The organism is Candidatus Defluviilinea gracilis (genome assembly GCF_057138825.1).
Map to the genome: position 1 here is coordinate 16,012 of NZ_DBNHEF010000056.1, position 17,217 is coordinate 33,228.

A 17,217-nucleotide genomic window follows, 5' to 3' on the forward strand; every position below is an offset into this window, starting at 1 on the left:
CCACGTTCAGGAGAAAAAATCATGGCTGGAATGGAGCGATTTACACAGCGAGCAAGACGGGTTTTGAGCCTGGCACACCAAGAGGCTGAGCAATCCCGCAACAATAATATCGGCACAGAGCACTTATTGTTAGGTTTAATGGATGAAGAGGGCGGAGTAGCAGGGCGCGTCCTGCGCGAACTTGGAATGACATCGGACCGCGTGCGCGAGGTGATCCGCCGCGTTTCCTCCGGCTCGGTTGGGTTCGACCCCAGCCGCGTGGAACTCGCGGGCGACACACAGCAAGTGCTCGAACTTGCCGTAGATGAAGCGCGCCGACTCGGTCATCATTACATCGGCACGGAACACATTTTGCTTGGACTAGTCCGCGTGGACGGCGCGGCGTTGGAAGTGTTGCGCCGGCTCGGCGTGACGCCGGATCAGATCCGCCGGCAGACTCGCCGCGTGTTAAACGAGTCCGCTTCTTCCTCCCCGACGCCTGCCGGTGTGGGACCCGCGCGCGGCGCCCAGCCCAATCAGAAAACCCCGCTCATTGACCAATTGGCTTCCGACCTCACCACGAAAGCGGAAGAGAAAAAACTCGATCCTGTCATCGGTCGCCAAATGGAGATCGAGCGCGTGATTCAAATTTTGGCGCGGCGCACGAAGAACAACCCCGCGTTGATCGGCGAACCCGGCGTCGGCAAGACTGCCATTGTTGAAGGACTTGCTCAAAGAATTGTTGACGGCGACGTTCCCGCTCCATTAATGAACAAACGATTACTGCAACTCGATGTCGGCTCGCTGGTGGCTGGCACGATGTATCGCGGTCAATTCGAGGAACGACTCAAGCGCGTCATTGATGAACTCAAACAATCAGGCGCGATCCTTTTTATTGACGAAGTGCACATGCTCGTCGGCGCGGGCGCCGCTGGTTCCTCTGTAGACGCGGCGAACATCCTCAAGCCTGCGTTATCGCGCGGCGAATTGCAAGTCATCGGCGCGACGACGATGGACGAATATCGCAAGCACATCGAATCGGATGCCGCGCTCGAACGCCGCTTCCAACCCATCCAAGTGGACGAACCCTCCGAGGAAGAGACGATCCAAATCCTGAAAGGGATTCGCTCCGCCTACGAGGAACATCATCACCTGGTGATATCCGATGAAGCGCTCGAAGCCGCCGCGCATTTATCCACGCGCTACGTGACCGAACGCTTCCTCCCCGATAAAGCGATAGATTTGATCGACGAATCTTCCTCGCGCGTGCGCATGTACAAGAGTCCCGCCGCGAAACATGCTAAAGACCTATTTGGTCAGTTGAGGCAGGCAAGACAAAACCGCTCCCTCGCGCAAGAAGAAGGCAACAACGAAGACATCATCGAATGGCAGGAGCGCGAGACCGAATTGAGCGAGCAGATCGAACGCCTGCGCACCGGCTGGGATCGCGCGAGCAGTCCCGTCGTTTCGGCGGAAGATATTGCTGAAGTCGTCTCGATGTGGACGGGCGTTCCGCTCATGCAACTTGCCGAAGCAGAATCGCAACGTCTGCTCAAGATGGAAGATGAACTCCGCAAGGGAATCATCGGGCAGGAAGATGCCATCGTGGCGATCTCGCGCGCCGTCCGCCGCGCGCGCGCCGGGCTGAAAGACCCGAAACGCCCAATCGGTTCGTTCATGTTCCTTGGACCCACAGGCGTCGGCAAAACCGAATTAACCAAAACACTCGCCAAGTTCATGTTCGGCAGTGAAGAAGCCGCGATCCAACTCGACATGTCCGAGTTCATGGAGAGGCACACCGCTTCCCGTCTCGTCGGCGCGCCTCCGGGATATATCGGCTACGAAGAAGCCGGTCAACTCACCGAAGCCCTGCGCCGCAGACCGTATTCCATCGTCGTCTTCGATGAAGTCGAGAAGGCGCATCCCGAAGTGCACAACATGTTGTTGCAGATCATGGAAGAGGGTCACCTCTCCGATGCGAAGGGCCGCAAAGTGGACTTCCGCAACGCGATCATCGTGATGACCTCCAACATCGGCGCGGATGTGATCAAGAAACAATCGTCGCTCGGCTTCGCGCTCAAACGCGATGAAGTGACCGAAGAGCGCCTCTCGTATGAAGACATGCGCAAGAAGTTGAACGAATCGCTCAAACGCGCGTTCCGCCCCGAGTTCATCAACCGCTTGGATGCGACCGTGATCTTCCGCGCGCTCAACAAGGAAGACATCCAGCAGATCGTTACGCTTGAATTGGATAAAGTCGCCGAACGCCTCAAAGAACATGACCTCATCCTGACCGCCACAGCCGAAGCCCTCGCCTCCCTCGCGGACGCGGGCTACGACGCTGAATTCGGCGCCCGCCCCCTCCGCCGGGTGATCCAGCAGAAGGTGGAAGATCCGCTCTCGGATAAGTTGTTGAGCGGAGAATTCCAACACGGCGATTCGATCCTAGTGACGATGAATGCCGACGGAGAGATCATCCTTGAGCAACAGGACCTTCCCGAAGTTGTGGAAGAGCCGGTGGTGTAAATTCGTTATCCCGCAGTTGAACTGCGGGATAACGTTTATGGAGAGCGGAGACCGTGGTCTCCGCTCTGTTGTTTTCCACGCCTTCGCAAAGCGGTGAGTCACACCAAGCGCCTCACCGGTGATTGACATGAAAATAGTATTTTTATACTATTCGGCAATTCAGCTATTAATGTTAAGATAGCCTTGTTATTTTGGGGACAAACAATTTGATTTTCAGTTGCTCAAGTGCGCATAGGACACGTCGTCAAATTGTGGATCAATTTATCATCCATAGGAGTTTTGTCATGAATCGAAATAAGTTGTTTGCGATCATTCTTGTCGGGTGCTTGGTTTTGGGGAATCTTGGTTTTACCACCCTGCCATCCGCGCTCACCCTCAGCGCGCCCGTGCTTGATAATTTCAACCGCGCCAATGGAGGGCTGGGAGCCAATTGGTTTGGCGCAACCACAGGCTACTCTATTTCATCCAACACGGTGGATGTGGGAAACGGCGACGGCATTTTTTGGGGCGCTCAGTATGGGGCAGACCAGGCGGCATTCGTCACTTTTTCATCCATCGACCCCGCTGGCTCTGACCAGGCGCTCTTGTTAAAATCTCAAAGCAAGACCAGCTGGTCGAGTGGGGTCCTCGCGGTGTCCTACAAGGCGGCAAGTCGGGTCGTTCAGGTATGGACTTTTTCCGGCACACAGGGGTGGGTCCAACGCGGAACAAACGTATCCGCCGCGTTTGCAAACGGGGATCGACTCGGCGCGCATGTGACCGCGACCGGGTTGGTGGAGATCTATAAAAATAATTCGCTCCTTGGAAGCGTCGATGCCAGCGGTTGGACCTACGCAACCAACGGCGGCTATATTGGATTAATTTTCATCGGCTCGCCCAATGCTTTTGTCGATGATTTTGGCGGCGGAACGGTGACTGGAGACAGCGCCACGAGCACCTCTGCGCCCGCCTCGTTAACGCCAACGCGCGCCTTTACCCCGGTCTACACACCAACGGCAACTTTCACGCAAGTAGCGGCGGCATCTCAAACTTTCACCGCCGCGCCGGGCGGGTTCCCACAATCGCCAGCCCTGGATACGTTCAACCGCGCCAATGGGAACCTGGGAACCAATTGGTTTTCCACAACAAGCGGCTATTCCATCGCGTCTAACCGCATGGATGTGGGATCGGGCGGCGCGATCTTCTGGGGCGCGAATCAATTCGGCGCGGACCAGGAAGCGTTTGCCGTATTTTCAAGCATCGGGCCTTCCGGGTCTGATAACGCCCTTCTTCTCAAATCGCAAAGCAGGACAACCTACGCAAGCGGAGTGATCGCAGTTACCTACAGACCGCAATTCCAAGCCGCGCAGATCCTCACATACTCCAGCGCGCAAGGATGGGTGCAACGCGGCTCCAACATCCCCGTCACCCTGGCGAACGGCGACCAATGGGGAGCGCGCGCAAGGTCGAACGGAAGCGTGGAAGTGTATAAGAACGGCGTCCTGATTGGAACATCCGATGCCAGCGGCTGGACGTATGCCGCCAACGGCGGATATGTGGGAATGTGGTTCATCGGCGCGAGTGACGCGCTTGCCGATGATTTCGGCGGTGGGAACATTTCCGGGAGCAGTGTGACAAATACCCCGGTAGGCATTGCAACGTTAACCCGCGTGCCGACCCAAACCTCCACATCGATCAGCATCCCCACTCTTACGCCAACGATTTTCACGACCGCAACCCGCACCTCGACGCCGGTCACCGGCGCTTCCTCGACTCCCACATCTGCTCCCTCTACGGCGGCGGTTTTCTCCATTGGCACAGGCGGGACCGATTCAACCCAGCATCAGCTCGTGCGCGCCGCAAACGACCGCGTGTATGCCGTCGTCAATCAGCAATCGTCGAGTGTGATCCGCGTCTACCGGACGGTGAACCCGGGATTACCCGCCTCCGCCGCAGACTTCACCGGTCCCATTCAGGTGACGGAAGCCAGCAACCCCATTTCGGTCGATGCGGTATATGACGGCGGAACGATCATCCACGTGCTGGTCAACCTGCAAAACAGCCAGATCAAGGACTATCCCTTCGACACCTCCACGAACACGTTCCGATCCCCCATCACGTTGGCGACCGATGGAGGCACGTTCCCTTCGTCTCCATACGTGGGCACTACGGGCGTATCCGGCATGGTGGATACCAGTGGAAATTTGCAGGTTGTGTATTGGAGCGCTACGAACCACATTCAACATCGCGCCTATACATATAATTCCACGCTGAATACGCTGACACCCTCCGGCGCTTTTACACAAGTGGATGCGGCAGGAAGTTCGAATCATCCCACGATTGCGGTTTCTCCGGTAGACAATTCGATCACCATTGCTTGGGTGTCTGAAGCAACCAACCCAGCCCGAATCTTAACGCGCACCAGGGCAAGCAACGGGGTTTGGGGTAATGTTGAAACTGCCAGCACATCCCCGGTCTGGCACAGCACCTCGGCTGGGTTGAATATCGATCAATCGCCAAGTTTGATCATCGACCCATCAGGGACAAAACACCTTGTGTATATTCAAGAGTTCGATGGAAGCATAGGCGATTACGGACGGATCCATTACGTGATCAACAACGGCTCCGGCTGGGTGGACCAGGCTATTAACGCTCTGACTCACGACCCGGCGCTGGCGATTAACAGCCGCGGCGAAATCTACATCATCGGGCATGGGCATCCGTTCAACTCAATCGGAGGCGCCACATCCTGTCTTTCGATGGATGACATGTGCGTGATCAAGAAGAATTCCAACGGAACATGGGCAAGCCCCACCCTGGTGATTGCGAATTCCGGCTCGGCGGCATTCGATTCCAGCCCATCGGTGAAATGGTCTGTGAAAGGCTTCAACCGACCGGAAACGATCGAATTCCTCTTTTTCAGCACGCCGTACGAAGCGCCAGTTCTGTACTACGCCAGATTGCCGTGAACCTTGTAGATAGGTTATCCCACACGATCTTCAAACTATGGGATAATTTCCAAAGGAACAGAGTACAAGAGAGCGGAGAAAATCTCCGCTCTCTTTCTTATTCTTACAGGACTTACGCAGTTGGCGGGCAGTTGTACTGCCGCCGCCGCAGCGCAACTACGGCTTGGGCATCACCACCACAGAGCGCCTACATTCGTCCAGCAGTCGATTTGCTTGGCAAATCGCGCTGGACGAACGAGACGAACAAGCATGATATTGAAATCGCAACTGAAATTGACCTCAAACCGTGTAGAATTGAACAAACAGGAATGAACATGGACACACTTCAACCCGGACAGATGCTTGGTTCCTACCGGATTATCAGTCAAGTCGGCAAAGGAGGGATGGCAACCGTCTATAAGGCGTATCAGCCGTCCATGGATCGGAACGTGGCGATCAAAGTCCTGCCGCGTCAACTGGCGGAGAGTCCGGAGTTCGCGGCGCGTTTCCAACAAGAGGCGCGCATCATCGCCCGGCTCGAACATCCGCACATCCTGCCCGTGTTCGACTTCGGCGAAAGCGACGGCGTCACTTATTTCGTGATGCGCTACCTCGAAGCGGGGACGCTCAAAACCAAGATGGAAGCGGGTCTGCTTTCGTTGAACGAAATCGACCGTCTCTTCACCCAACTCGCCGAAGCGTTGAATTACGCCCACGGGCATGGCATTGTGCACCGCGACCTGAAACCCGCCAACGCCCTCATCGACAGCGACGGAAATTTATTCCTCACCGATTTCGGCATCGCCAAACTGTTAGAGAGCGCCTCCCCCCGCCTCACCCAAACCGACGCGATCCTCGGCACGCCCGCCTACATCAGCCCTGAACAAGCCAAAGCGGAAAGCATCAACCAGCGCTCCGATATTTATTCGCTCGGCATCATCCTCTACGAAATGGTCACAGGCAGTGTGCCATTCGTCGCCGATACGCCGCTCGCCGTCATCCTCAAACACATCAGCGACCCGTTGCCGCCGCCGTCGATCATCAAAAAAGATCTTCCCGAACCTATCGAACAAGTGATCCTCAAGGCGCTCGCCAAAGACCCAAGTGATCGCTACGCCACCGCCGCCGAATTTCTCTCCGCATGGAAGCGCGCGCTCGAAGAAACGGGAACAGCCCGGCACACGCCAGACTCCAAACCCGCGCCTGCCTCTCACACATGGACGCCAAACGAGCAGACTCAGGGTATGCCTGCTCCTGCTCCCTCAACCGCCCCAGCCTCTTCAAGAGGATACACAGGCTGGATCGTTGGATGCCTTGCCGTTGTGTGTCTTGTATTCGGCGTGGCGGGCATCGGCATTCTCTTCCTCAATTGGAAAACGCCCGCCTTTCTGACTCCCGCCACATCGACTCCATTCCCAACTCAGCCCCCGCCTCCTACAGAAACCGCCGCGCCAATCAGTAACGTTCTCTTGCAAGATGATTTTTCTCAAAACGATCAATGGGGCACGCTCACCAATACGGATTACTCCATTGAATACGATGGCGAAGCATTGCGGATGAAGGTTTTCCAGCAGACGAGTTGGTTCGTGTGGAGCACGACAAGCGACACGGCGTACGAAAATATCCATATCGAAGTCACCGCCACCAACAACGACGGCGAATCCTCCACCGCGTTCGGAATCATGTGCCACTTGCAAGCAACCAGCGATTCGTACTACTATCTCGTCATAACCCCCGGCGGAAATTACGCGATCGCCCTGACCAAAGAAGGCGAGACCGATCTATTCCTGACCAACAACGATCAGTGGGGTCATTCCGATTTGATCGTAGAAAACAAGGCTACCTACCGTATCGGCGCGGATTGCGGCAACGGCAGGCTCACCCTGTATGTGGATGGTCAACAGATCGCATCGGTGACAGACGGCACATTCGCCAGCGGCATCGTCGGGCTGTACGCCTGGAGCGGTGAAGATGTCCGCACGGCGGATGTCACTTTTGACGACTTCATTGTCACAACGCTTGAATAAATTTATCACCGAACGCGCGGCGGCAGTCGCCGTTTTCCTGCTGTTTATCGCCGCCGCCGCGTACTATAACCTCCCCGAACCTGAATTCCTCAACACCAAATTCGGCTGGGAATATGGCAACATCGCCGAATCGCTCGCCCTCGGGCGCGGGTTCGCCAATGCCTTCACGCCGCAGAGCGGTCCCACCGCGTGGATGCCGCCGCTGTTCGTGTTCTTCCTCGCGGGCGTGTTCGCAGTGTTCGGCGTCAAATCGCTGGTTGCGATGTGGGCGGTGTTCATTTTCAAATACGCCGCGCTCGCCGTTTCGCTTTATTTTTTACTCGCCATTGCCCGACAAGCTGGATACGGAAGATACGCACACCTTCTGTCGTTGATCTTCATCGCGTTGGTCTTTTTCAACCGCGATACTTTTTTCCGCTCCCTGCATGACGACTGGGTGAATCTATTTTTTGTGTGTTGGGCGTTGTTTGCCCTGGTCAGGCAGGCGACTGCATCGTTCACAGAGGCTCGCCCGCATGTATATTGGCTGGCAATTCTTTTACCGCTGACCAATCCCGTCCTGACACTGGCTTTTGCCGTCGCGGAGGGATTCCTCCTCTTAGCCCGTTCACGAGACGGGTCGCGCCCCCACCGATGGAAACCAGCCGCACTCTTCGTCCTGCTCGCCGCATCCACACTGGCATGGACGGCGCGAAATTATCAAGTGTTCGGCGCGCTCATCCCTATCAAATCCAATTTTTGGTACGACTTCTATCAGGCAAACGCTCTCGATCCCGACGGGCTGACCTCCAACGAAACGTTCGCCAAATATCACCTCATCAATAAAAACGAAAATCAACAACGTTATCTGGCGGAAGGGGAAGCCCGCTTTACCGAGTCATATTACAACTTATCCATAGCATGGATCCGCGCCCACCCAGCGCAATTGCTCGCCAACATCGGCAGGCGGTCTTTCAGCGCGTTCGTCTATTCGCATTACGTGGAGGATATTCCGCACACCACGCCCAACGCGCTGACCATGGCAGACATTCTAACCCTGCAACAGGCTGGGCTTATCTACATCGACGAATCAAACGTGCCGTACTGGATTTCCACCACCCTGTCTCAACGCGAGTTCGAGGCGCGGATCGCTCCGCTGGAACTCAACGATCCCTCCGCAGTGGTTCAGGATTGGTCGCGTCAAACAGCGGCGCTCGAGGCTCATAAACGGAGTTGGAAGATCGTGTTGAAAACCAGCTTCCTGTCCATCATCCCATCGCTCTGCATCGCCATTGGGTTACTCATCGGAAATATTCGCGGCAACCCAGCCTTCTCGCTTTCCACTCTGCTCTACGTGATTTATCTTGCGCCGTATGTCCTCACATCCTTCTATCGCCGCTATCAAGTTCCGTTGATCGGTCTCCAATCCATTTTCATATTCCTGGTGGTCTGCGCGTTCCTTGAGCGGATACTGCCAAAACAATTGTCGCAGAAATAATCGGACGTTCTTCCGCTTTTGTTTGCTCCATTGTTATAATTCCCCCGCAATGGATTCCAAAACCCTGCAAGTCCTTGAATATCACAAAGTCCGCGAACGGCTCAAAGCCTTTTGCGATTTTTCCGCGTCGATGGAACTGGCGCTCGCCCTCGAGCCGACCGATTCATTCGACCTTGCGATTGCCCGCCTCGCCGAAACGACTGAGGCGCGTTCGTTATTTTCCACGAACGACAACATCGGCATCGGTGGCGCGCACGACATCCGCCAAGCCGTTGACCTCGCCGCGCGCGGCGGCGTGCTCGACCCCGAGCAATTGCTGGATATAAAATCCACTCTCATTTCGTGCCGTGAGTTGAAGAAATCGCTCGAGCGCAAAACGGATGAAGCCCCGCGTCTCTCCCAAATTGCGGTTGGTCTGCCCGACCCTCACGGAATCGTGGACTCGATCACACGCATCCTCTCGGATCGCGGCGAAGTGTTGGATTCCGCCTCGCCGAAACTCGCCGACCTGCGCCGCGAAATAAAAATCGCGCACGGACGGTTGATGTCGCGCTTGCAAAAATATCTCACCGAGTCTGCGAACAAACTGCAAGAGCCGATCATCACGCAACGCGACGGGCGTTACGTCATTCCGTTGCGAGCCGAGTTCAAAGGGAGTATCAAAGCCGTCGTCCACGATCAATCCTCCAGCGGCGCGACATTGTTCGTAGAGCCTCTTCCCGTCGTGGAGCTCAACAACGAACTGCGCGAACTCGAATTGAAAGCCCGCGACGAGGAACGAAGAATCCTTGCCGAAGTTTCCGCGCAAGTCGGCGAACACGCAGAGGAGTTCAAATACGGCGTTGAAAATCTTGCGATGCTCGATTTGATTTTTGCAAAAGCAAAATACGCGGATGAATTGAAGGCGAGTGAACCGATACTGGGTCAAAGGTCAAAAGTCAAAGGTCAAAAGGTTTCTAAGGACGATGACCTTCGACCTTCGACTTTCGACTTTCCACAAATCAACATCTCTCACGCCCGCCACCCTCTCCTCGATCCTCAAACCGTCGTGCCGATTGACGTGAACCCAAAAGAAGGGACACGCGCGATCATCATCACGGGACCGAACACGGGCGGCAAAACGGTTTCGCTCAAAACGGTCGGCTTGCTCGCCCTCATGGCGCAAAGCGGATTGCACATCCCCGCGCAGAGCGGCTCGGAGATTCCATTTTTTCACAGCGTGTTTGCCGACATCGGCGACGAGCAATCCATCGAACAATCGCTCAGCACGTTCAGTGGTCACATCACCAACATCATCCGCATCCTCAAACACATTGACCACCGTTCGCTCGTCATCTTCGACGAACTCGGCGCGGGCACCGATCCGCAAGAGGGCGCGGCGTTGGCACGCGCAATTTTGAGTCACCTGCTCGAAAGCGGATGTACGACTCTCGTCGCGACGCATTATCCCGAACTCAAAACGTTCGCGCACTCCACCGAAGGCGTGGTCAACGCGTCGCTGGAATTCGACATCAGGACTCTGCGCCCGACGTATCACCTCACGCTTGGACTCCCTGGCCGTTCCAACGCGCTCCTCATCGCCCAGCGACTCGGTCTCTCCCAGCCGATCATTGACTCAGCCAAAGGAGAGATTCACCCCGACGACCTGCGCGCCGACAAACTGCTCGACGATATCCGCAAGGAACGCAACCGCACCTCGCGCGAACGCCAGAAGTTGGAGAAAGCGCGCGACAGACTCGAAGCGCAAACCAAAGAGATAGAAAAGCGACTCGAAAAAATCGAAGACGAGCGTCGCGAAGTCCTTGCCAAAGCCCGAGCCGAGGGCGAACTCGAAGTGGCGGTGTTGAGAAGCAACATCGATTCGCTCAAGTCGCAGTTGAAGAGGGCGAAACAACCGCTTGAAGCCATCAAATCTATTGAAGAGAAGATCGAAAAGGTTGAAGAAAAAATTACAACCCCCGTCGAACGTCAAATGTCGAAGGTCGCGGAGCAATCGTCAATCGTAAATCGTAAATCGTCAATCCAATTGGGAGAGCGCGTCCTCGTCAGCACGTTGAACGCCGAAGGTGTGGTGACAGCCCTCGGCGAGTCCGACGCGGAGGTGCAGATCGGGAGTCTGCGCGTGAGGGCGAGGCTGGCGGAGTTGGTGAGGAAGTCCGAAGACACGTCGAAGGTCGAAAGTCAAACGTCAAGCGACCTTCGACCTTCGACCTTTGACTCGGGAAAGTCTCCAGGGCTCGAATTAAACCTGCGCGGCAAGTTGGTAGATGAGGGACTCGATGAGTTGGAAAAATATTTGGAGCGCGCGTATTCGGCGGGATTGTTGTTCGTGCGGATCGTGCATGGCAAAGGGACGGGCAAGATGCGCGACGCGGTGCGCAACGCGTTGAAGTCGAGCGAGTATGTTTCTTCTTTTGAAGAGCCGAAAGATCATGAGGGCGGAGCGGGTGTGACGGTGGCGAAGATTGCGAAATAACGGAAGAGGATTAGAGAACTAGAGGATTTGAAAGTAGAAGGAGTCGTTGATGTCACTTGATGATGCGATCAAACAAATGACCGATGCGATTAAAGCGGCTTGCCCGATTGCCGAGGTGAAGACGGCGAAGATGTCGGACGAAGAGGCGCGCTTGAGCGTGTACGCTCCCGCAGGCGACATGCAGAAGATCAAAGACGCGACCTTTCAACCCGCCATTGAATTATTGAACAAAGAGGGGATGGATCTTCAAGTGTTCGTCTACGACAAAGACGCGCCGCCATTAAAGGGCGGATAAAATCATTAGACTTTATCGGTAATAAGCCGAACAAACCCTCTTGGACGCTGACCGCGTAGCGCGCAAAACAGGCGGATTTTGTTCTTTGAATCAGCGTTGGTCAGCGTTGGTCAGCGTTGGTCAGCGTTTTTCTGCGTACCCATTTTTATTTCCGATAGAGTCTATTCTTTCTCGCCGCTTACTTTCATCCACGCCTTTTTCATGTTCAGCGCGTCGTCTTCCATGATCGGGCTTTCGCACAAGATACGCCCCCCGCACCCGAACTCCTTCAACACCTGAAACAGAAAATTGATCTTGAGATCAGATTCCGCCAGCGCCAGGTGATTCTTCTCGCCTTTGGGACCGTATTCGATTCCCGATAAATGGATGTGCAGTTTCTTCAACGCTTCTTTCCCCAGGGCGGCTTGATACGCCTCCAGCAGTTTGGTCCACTCTTGAACGGTGTTCATCGTCCCATCGCCGGGGCGGGCGTGCAGGTGGGCAAAATCCAAACAGGGTTGCACATTCTTCATCGCCTTGCTCATCTCCAGCGTATCGTCCAACGAACCTAGCATGGCAGACTTGCCCATCGTCTCCGGGCGCAGGATGACCGGGTTGCCCTGCTTCTTCAACTCATCGACGCAACCTTTCAAACGCGGGATGGAAACCTTCAACACGTCCGCGGGCGGGCGCTCAAAATATGAACCGGGGTGAAAGATAATATCCGTCGCGCCGGCGAGGTTGCCATAGCGCGCCGCATCCATCAGGCGTTTGCGCGACTTGGGCCATTCCTCATCCGTCGCGTTCAAGTTGAAAAAGTACGGCGCGTGCACGCTCAACAAAACGCCTTCATCGTTTGCCGTCTTCTTGATCGCCGCGCAGGTCTCCTCAGAAACGCGCACCGATTGCACCCAGCCCAACTCGAACGCGGTTAAGCCGATGGATTTGCTGAACCTGATCGCCCCCACCGAACCGCCCGGCTTCTTGGGCGTGCCAACGGGCGAACCGACCGTGCCGAATTGGAAAGATAGCGCCATGACAATCTCCAGTCTCAGGAATTCAGTTGCCAGCAAACAGTATCGTCAGCCGCGCCCAAAATGGCGGGCCCAAAATCAACAACCCGATCAACACGCCCGCCAGCGCGGCGATCAACACCGCGCCCGCGCCCACATCTTTGCCCACCTTCGCCAGCGGATGTTTCTGCGGGCTTGCCAGGTCCACCACCGCCTCGATGGAGGTGTTGATGAACTCGGCGGTGAACACCATGGCGATCGTCAGGAACAAGACCGCCCAATCGCGCGGGGGAATCTGCAACCACAAACCGAGCAGAATAACCAGCGTGGCGGCAAGCGAATGGATCCACGCATTGCGTTGGGTCTTCAATACATATTGCCAGCCGCGCAAGGCATGACCGATGGCGGCGAGGCGGGATAGAAGGAAAGATTTCATAGGGTGGATTGCGCGACGCCTATTCCTCTCGAATTTGAATCGTGCCCAAACCCAATGAGTCTAAGATCTCGGCTTGGGCTTTCCACATCGTTGCTTTTTCTTTCGGCTTCGCATGGTCGTGACCCAACAAATGCAACACGCCATGCACCACCAGCAGTTGCGCTTCCGATTCGAGCGCGTGCCCCGCAGTTTTTGCCTGCGCCTTCGCTCGAGGGATCGAAAGGAGGATGTCGCCGAGGTAGGGCGAGCCAGTGTCAGGGTCCGATTCGGAGGCGGGGAAGGAGAGCACGTCGGTGGGCGCGTCGATTCCCAAATAATCCCGATTCAGTTGTTGCAGGCGTTTGTCGTCCGTCAGCACAATGGACAAGTCCGCATCGGGCGATTGGTGTTGATGGAGCAACGCCGCGCGCGCCGCGCGTTCGAGAAGCTTTTCAGGAAAGTCGAATTTCGATTCGATGTTGATCATCTGGTGTTCATGTCATTCTAAGCCCTTCGACAGGCTCAGGGTGACATATCATTATTTTCTCGGCGCGGTCAGCACATTCGTCGCGGCCGATTCATCCTTCGGGTACGACACGCGCGGATGGTGCGTGCCGCGCAAAATATTGACGAACGATTCGGTGATGATGCTCAGGTCGCGCAGGGTGAGTTGGGTGTTATCGAGTTGGCCTTGTTTTTGCGCGCTATCGATGGTGGATAACACGATCTTGCGCAGGTCTTCTTCGGTTTGCGGGCGTTCGGCGCGGGCGCGGGCTTCGGAACCGTCTGCCAGCATGAGCAGAGCCGATTCGCGCGAGCGCGGGCGCGGACCCGGGTAGCGAAAGTTGTCTTTATCCACTTTCGAGGCGTCTCCGCCGGCGGCTTCGACGGCTTTGTTGAATTGATAGCGCGTGATCATCGTGCCATGATGCTCGAGGATGAAATCGTCGATGCGGCGCGGCAGGCGATATTGGCGCGCCAGCGCGACGCCATCGGTGACGTGGGCAACGATGGTCGCCGAGGCTTGGGCGGGATCCATATCGTCGTGCGCGTTCATTTGTCCCTGCGGTTGGTTTTCGATGAAGAACATTGGGTTCATCGATTTGCCCACATCATGGAACAACGCGCCGACGCGGGTGAGCAGGGCGTCTGCGCCGATGAGTTCGGCTCCCTGTTCGGCGAGGTTCGCCACTTGCAAACTGTGCTGGTAGGTGCCGGGCGCGCTTCGTAAAAAGAATTGCAATAACGGCGAATCGGGACGCGAAATTTCGATGAGTTGCAACGCCGTAGTGAGACCGACCGTCTGCGCAAGGAAGTATTGCAATAATAGCGCGATGCTCGAGGAGGCAAGCCCGCTGATGATGGCGGCTCCGCTGAGTTCGAGCAAGCCAGCCCCATCCGTCGGGGTGAACGGGAGGCGGAAGGCGATCAACACGATGATGCCCGCCCAGGCAACGGCAATGCCCGCGCGGAAGAACGTCCACACGCGCCGCGCCGCGCCAAGCACGAGCACGCCGGTCAGCGAGGTGACAAGGTAATACGGAAGCAGGTCTGGCGTGTTGGGCAGGGCGTATGGAGCCAGCAAAGCCATTGCCACTGAAAAGACGATGCCCACCTCCACGCCGAACATGGTGGCGATCAACAACCCCATGGCGGGCAGTGGAAAGGCATAGGACACCACGGTTCGATCGGGGATGGTTGCGCGCACTGCCACGATGAAGAAGATGAAGATCAACGCGACGGCAAGCAGGTTGCGCGCTTCGAGCAGGAATGCCATGCGCCGCCGCGAAAAATATAAACGCACATACATGGCAACGATCAATACTAACGCGCCCGCGCCGAGATAATCCTGCCAGAGCGTCTCGGTCTTGATCAGTCCAAATTGTTCGAGCGCTTCGCGTTGGGCTGGCGTGATGATCTGCCCGCGCAAAACGATGATCTGCCCTACTTTATATTCCACAGTAATGGGCGCCACCGCGTCCATTGCGGACTGTTGGGCAGCTTCGGTCAATTCGGCGTTCAGCGCGCTATTCGGCTTGATAAAGACCGTTACCAATTCGGCAATCATGGCTACTTGTTCCTCGTCGAACGAGAAGCTGACCAGCGAAGGCACACTGCGCCGCACGGTATCCGCGTCCTGTTCGCGGATGCTCCGCCGCATGACCTGTTCGAGCACGCTCAACGCTTCTCCTTTGATCGAATCCCAGCGGGCGGGCGTTAGCGCCAACACTTTTTCGATGGTCTCCGGTTGCAGGTTGAGTTCGCTCATCGAATCAAGGATGGAAAATTTTTGTTCGGCGATGAGCTCGTCGTTATCGCGGATGAGTGTGATCTGGGCAAGCGCGGCGCGGAGGCGGTCGGTCTGCTGGCGGGCGATGGCGGGGTCCGGTGACGCGTACACCGGAGCGACAGCCTTCGCGGCGGCAAGACGCGCGTCTTCGGTGCGCGCTTTGCTTTCAAATTGCAGGGTGCGCGGGGCTTGATAATTGTTCGGGGAAACGTCTCCCGCTTGCAAACTGGTTGTGGCGGGGTTGATCAGCAACGGCAAAACGAGCGCGCCGTATGAGATGACGCTCGCAACCGCGAGCAGGGTAATTTGGAACGCGCGGATGCGCGGAGGCGTTTGCCGATGCCGCGCAGGAATGATCCCCATATTAGTGCGGGTAGATCAGCCGCAGAGCCGCAAAGCCACGGAGAGTCTTGAATACAAATTCTCCGCGCTTCTCTGCGCGCTCTGCGGCAACAAGAATTGACGTCATGTTACTTGGGTTGGAGGATGTCCTTCACTGCCGCGCTAACCATGTCGTTTGGCGCGCGCCCCGCCACTTTGGGCATGAGAATTTTCATCACTTTGCCCATGTCGCCGGGACCCGCCGCGCCGGCTTCGGCAATGGCGGCTTGCACGAGCGCGCGCAATTCCTCGGCGGGCATGGCTTTCGGCAGGAAGACTTCGAGCACTTTGATCTCGGCTTCGTTGGCTTCGACCAGGTCGGAACGATTCGCTTTCTTCGCCTCCTCAATAGATTCGCGGCGGTTCTTCAATTCTTTTTGGAGTAAATTCATCACCGCCGCATCGTCGAGTTCGATGCGCTTATCCACTTCTACTTGCTTCACCGCGGCGAGCGCCATCCGCACCGTGCGTTTGCGAACTTCGTCTCCGCTCTTCATGGCGTCTTTCATGGATTCGTTGAGTTGCGTTTTGATTGTCATGGGGAGGATTATATCTTGAAATGAAAATCATTTCCTCGTCCCGGTGAGCGCGGTGGTAATCCCCAACGCCACATAGACCAAACCCGCAAAGTATCGACCGCCGGTTTGGAATCTCTGGTTGCCGCGCAATTGATCGGCAAATGCACTGATTGCCAGCGCGTACAGGCTGTCTGTGACGATTGCCAGCGCGACAAAGATCAAGCCGAGCAGAAGGTTTTGCGCGATGACATTTCCACGCGCGGGGTCCACGAATTGCGGAAGGAAAGCGAAGAAGAACAACGCGGTCTTTGGGTTGAGGATGTTCACCGCCACTCCCTGCCAGTAGATTTGATGGAGGCTGTCCTGTTTAATTTCCTCGTCTGCCGCTTGTTCCGGTGAACGTAATTTGCGGATGCCGAGATAGATCAAATATCCCGCGCCGAGGTACTTCACCACATCGAACGCCAGCGCGGACGAAAGCAGGATCGCGGAAAGCCCCAGCCCGGCGGCGACCGCCTGGATCAAGTTCGCCGTTTCGATGGCAAGCACAGAGACCAGCCCGGCGGCGCGTCCCTGACTGGCGCTACGGGCAGTGATGTACAACACAGCCGGTCCTGGCACGAGGAGCAGGGCAACCGCCGCGACAATGAATAATGAGAGTTTGGATGGATCGATCATGGTGTCTACCTGCCTGACAGTTTTAAAAATGTGCCGCAGATGCGCGTTGAAGACGCTGATAAAACTTTTTTGGCTCTACCGTTTTTAACGGGAAACCATTTTTCAAACACAAAGGACACGACGGTCACAAAGGAAAAACACAAGGAATCTAGGCTCTTTTCCCCCCTTTGTGTCGCTTCGACGAACTCAGCGCAAGACTTTGTGTCCTTCGTGGTGAGGCTCTTTCCCGTTGATTA

Annotated in this window: 12 protein-coding genes; 6 read left to right on the forward strand and 6 right to left on the reverse strand. The window is 56.1% G+C overall.

The annotated features are described in order from the left end of the window. The first annotated feature begins 21 nt into the window (after positions 1–21). The 6 genes from AC16KF_RS08695 (at position 22) to AC16KF_RS08720 (ending at position 11,707) form a co-directional block, all read left to right on the forward strand. Positions 22–2,505, forward strand: a complete 2,484-nt coding sequence (locus AC16KF_RS08695; protein WP_484036917.1) for an ATP-dependent Clp protease ATP-binding subunit — start codon at positions 22–24, stop codon at positions 2,503–2,505. Between the two features lie 284 nt (positions 2,506–2,789). Then, a complete protein-coding gene (locus AC16KF_RS08700) occupies positions 2,790–5,453 on the forward strand; it encodes a hypothetical protein (protein ID WP_484036918.1) in 2,664 nt (887 codons plus the stop codon). 314 nt (positions 5,454–5,767) lie between these two features. Continuing rightward, entirely contained in the window at positions 5,768–7,459 is a 1,692-nt protein-coding gene (locus tag AC16KF_RS08705) for a serine/threonine protein kinase (RefSeq protein WP_484036919.1), read from the forward strand. Beyond that, entirely contained in the window at positions 7,428–8,936 is a 1,509-nt protein-coding gene (locus AC16KF_RS08710) for a hypothetical protein (RefSeq protein WP_484036920.1), read from the forward strand. The genes AC16KF_RS08705 and AC16KF_RS08710 overlap by 32 nt, the downstream gene beginning before the upstream one ends. Before the next feature lie 49 nt (positions 8,937–8,985). Next, entirely contained in the window at positions 8,986–11,412 is a 2,427-nt protein-coding gene (locus AC16KF_RS08715; protein WP_484036921.1) for an endonuclease MutS2, read from the forward strand. A gap of 49 nt (positions 11,413–11,461) precedes the next feature. Beyond that, positions 11,462–11,707, forward strand: a complete 246-nt coding sequence (locus AC16KF_RS08720) for a hypothetical protein (protein ID WP_484036922.1) — start codon at positions 11,462–11,464, stop codon at positions 11,705–11,707. A gap of 161 nt (positions 11,708–11,868) precedes the next feature. On the opposite strand, the gene AC16KF_RS08725 is transcribed toward AC16KF_RS08720, so the two are convergent. From AC16KF_RS08725 to AC16KF_RS08750, 6 genes are all read right to left on the reverse strand, one after another. Continuing rightward, positions 11,869–12,723, reverse strand: a complete 855-nt coding sequence (locus AC16KF_RS08725) for a TIM barrel protein (RefSeq protein WP_484036923.1) — start codon at positions 12,721–12,723, stop codon at positions 11,869–11,871. Between the two features lie 22 nt (positions 12,724–12,745). Then, positions 12,746–13,135 (reverse strand): diacylglycerol kinase family protein, encoded by a 390-nt coding sequence (locus tag AC16KF_RS08730; RefSeq protein WP_484036924.1) that lies wholly within the window; start codon positions 13,133–13,135, stop codon positions 12,746–12,748. 19 nt (positions 13,136–13,154) lie between these two features. After that, positions 13,155–13,601, reverse strand: coding sequence for an rRNA maturation RNase YbeY (gene ybeY, locus AC16KF_RS08735; protein ID WP_484036925.1), 447 nt, complete (start codon positions 13,599–13,601; stop codon positions 13,155–13,157). A gap of 51 nt (positions 13,602–13,652) precedes the next feature. Beyond that, entirely contained in the window at positions 13,653–15,767 is a 2,115-nt protein-coding gene (locus AC16KF_RS08740) for an HD family phosphohydrolase (RefSeq protein WP_484036926.1), read from the reverse strand. Between the two features lie 107 nt (positions 15,768–15,874). Next, on the reverse strand, positions 15,875–16,324 hold the full coding sequence (locus AC16KF_RS08745; protein WP_484036927.1) for a GatB/YqeY domain-containing protein: 450 nt from the start codon (positions 16,322–16,324) through the stop codon (positions 15,875–15,877). Between the two features lie 27 nt (positions 16,325–16,351). Further along, positions 16,352–16,981: a LysE family translocator gene (locus AC16KF_RS08750; protein WP_484036928.1), complete on the reverse strand. Its 630-nt coding sequence runs from the start codon at positions 16,979–16,981 to the stop codon at positions 16,352–16,354. Positions 16,982–17,217: the final 236 nt, after the last annotated feature.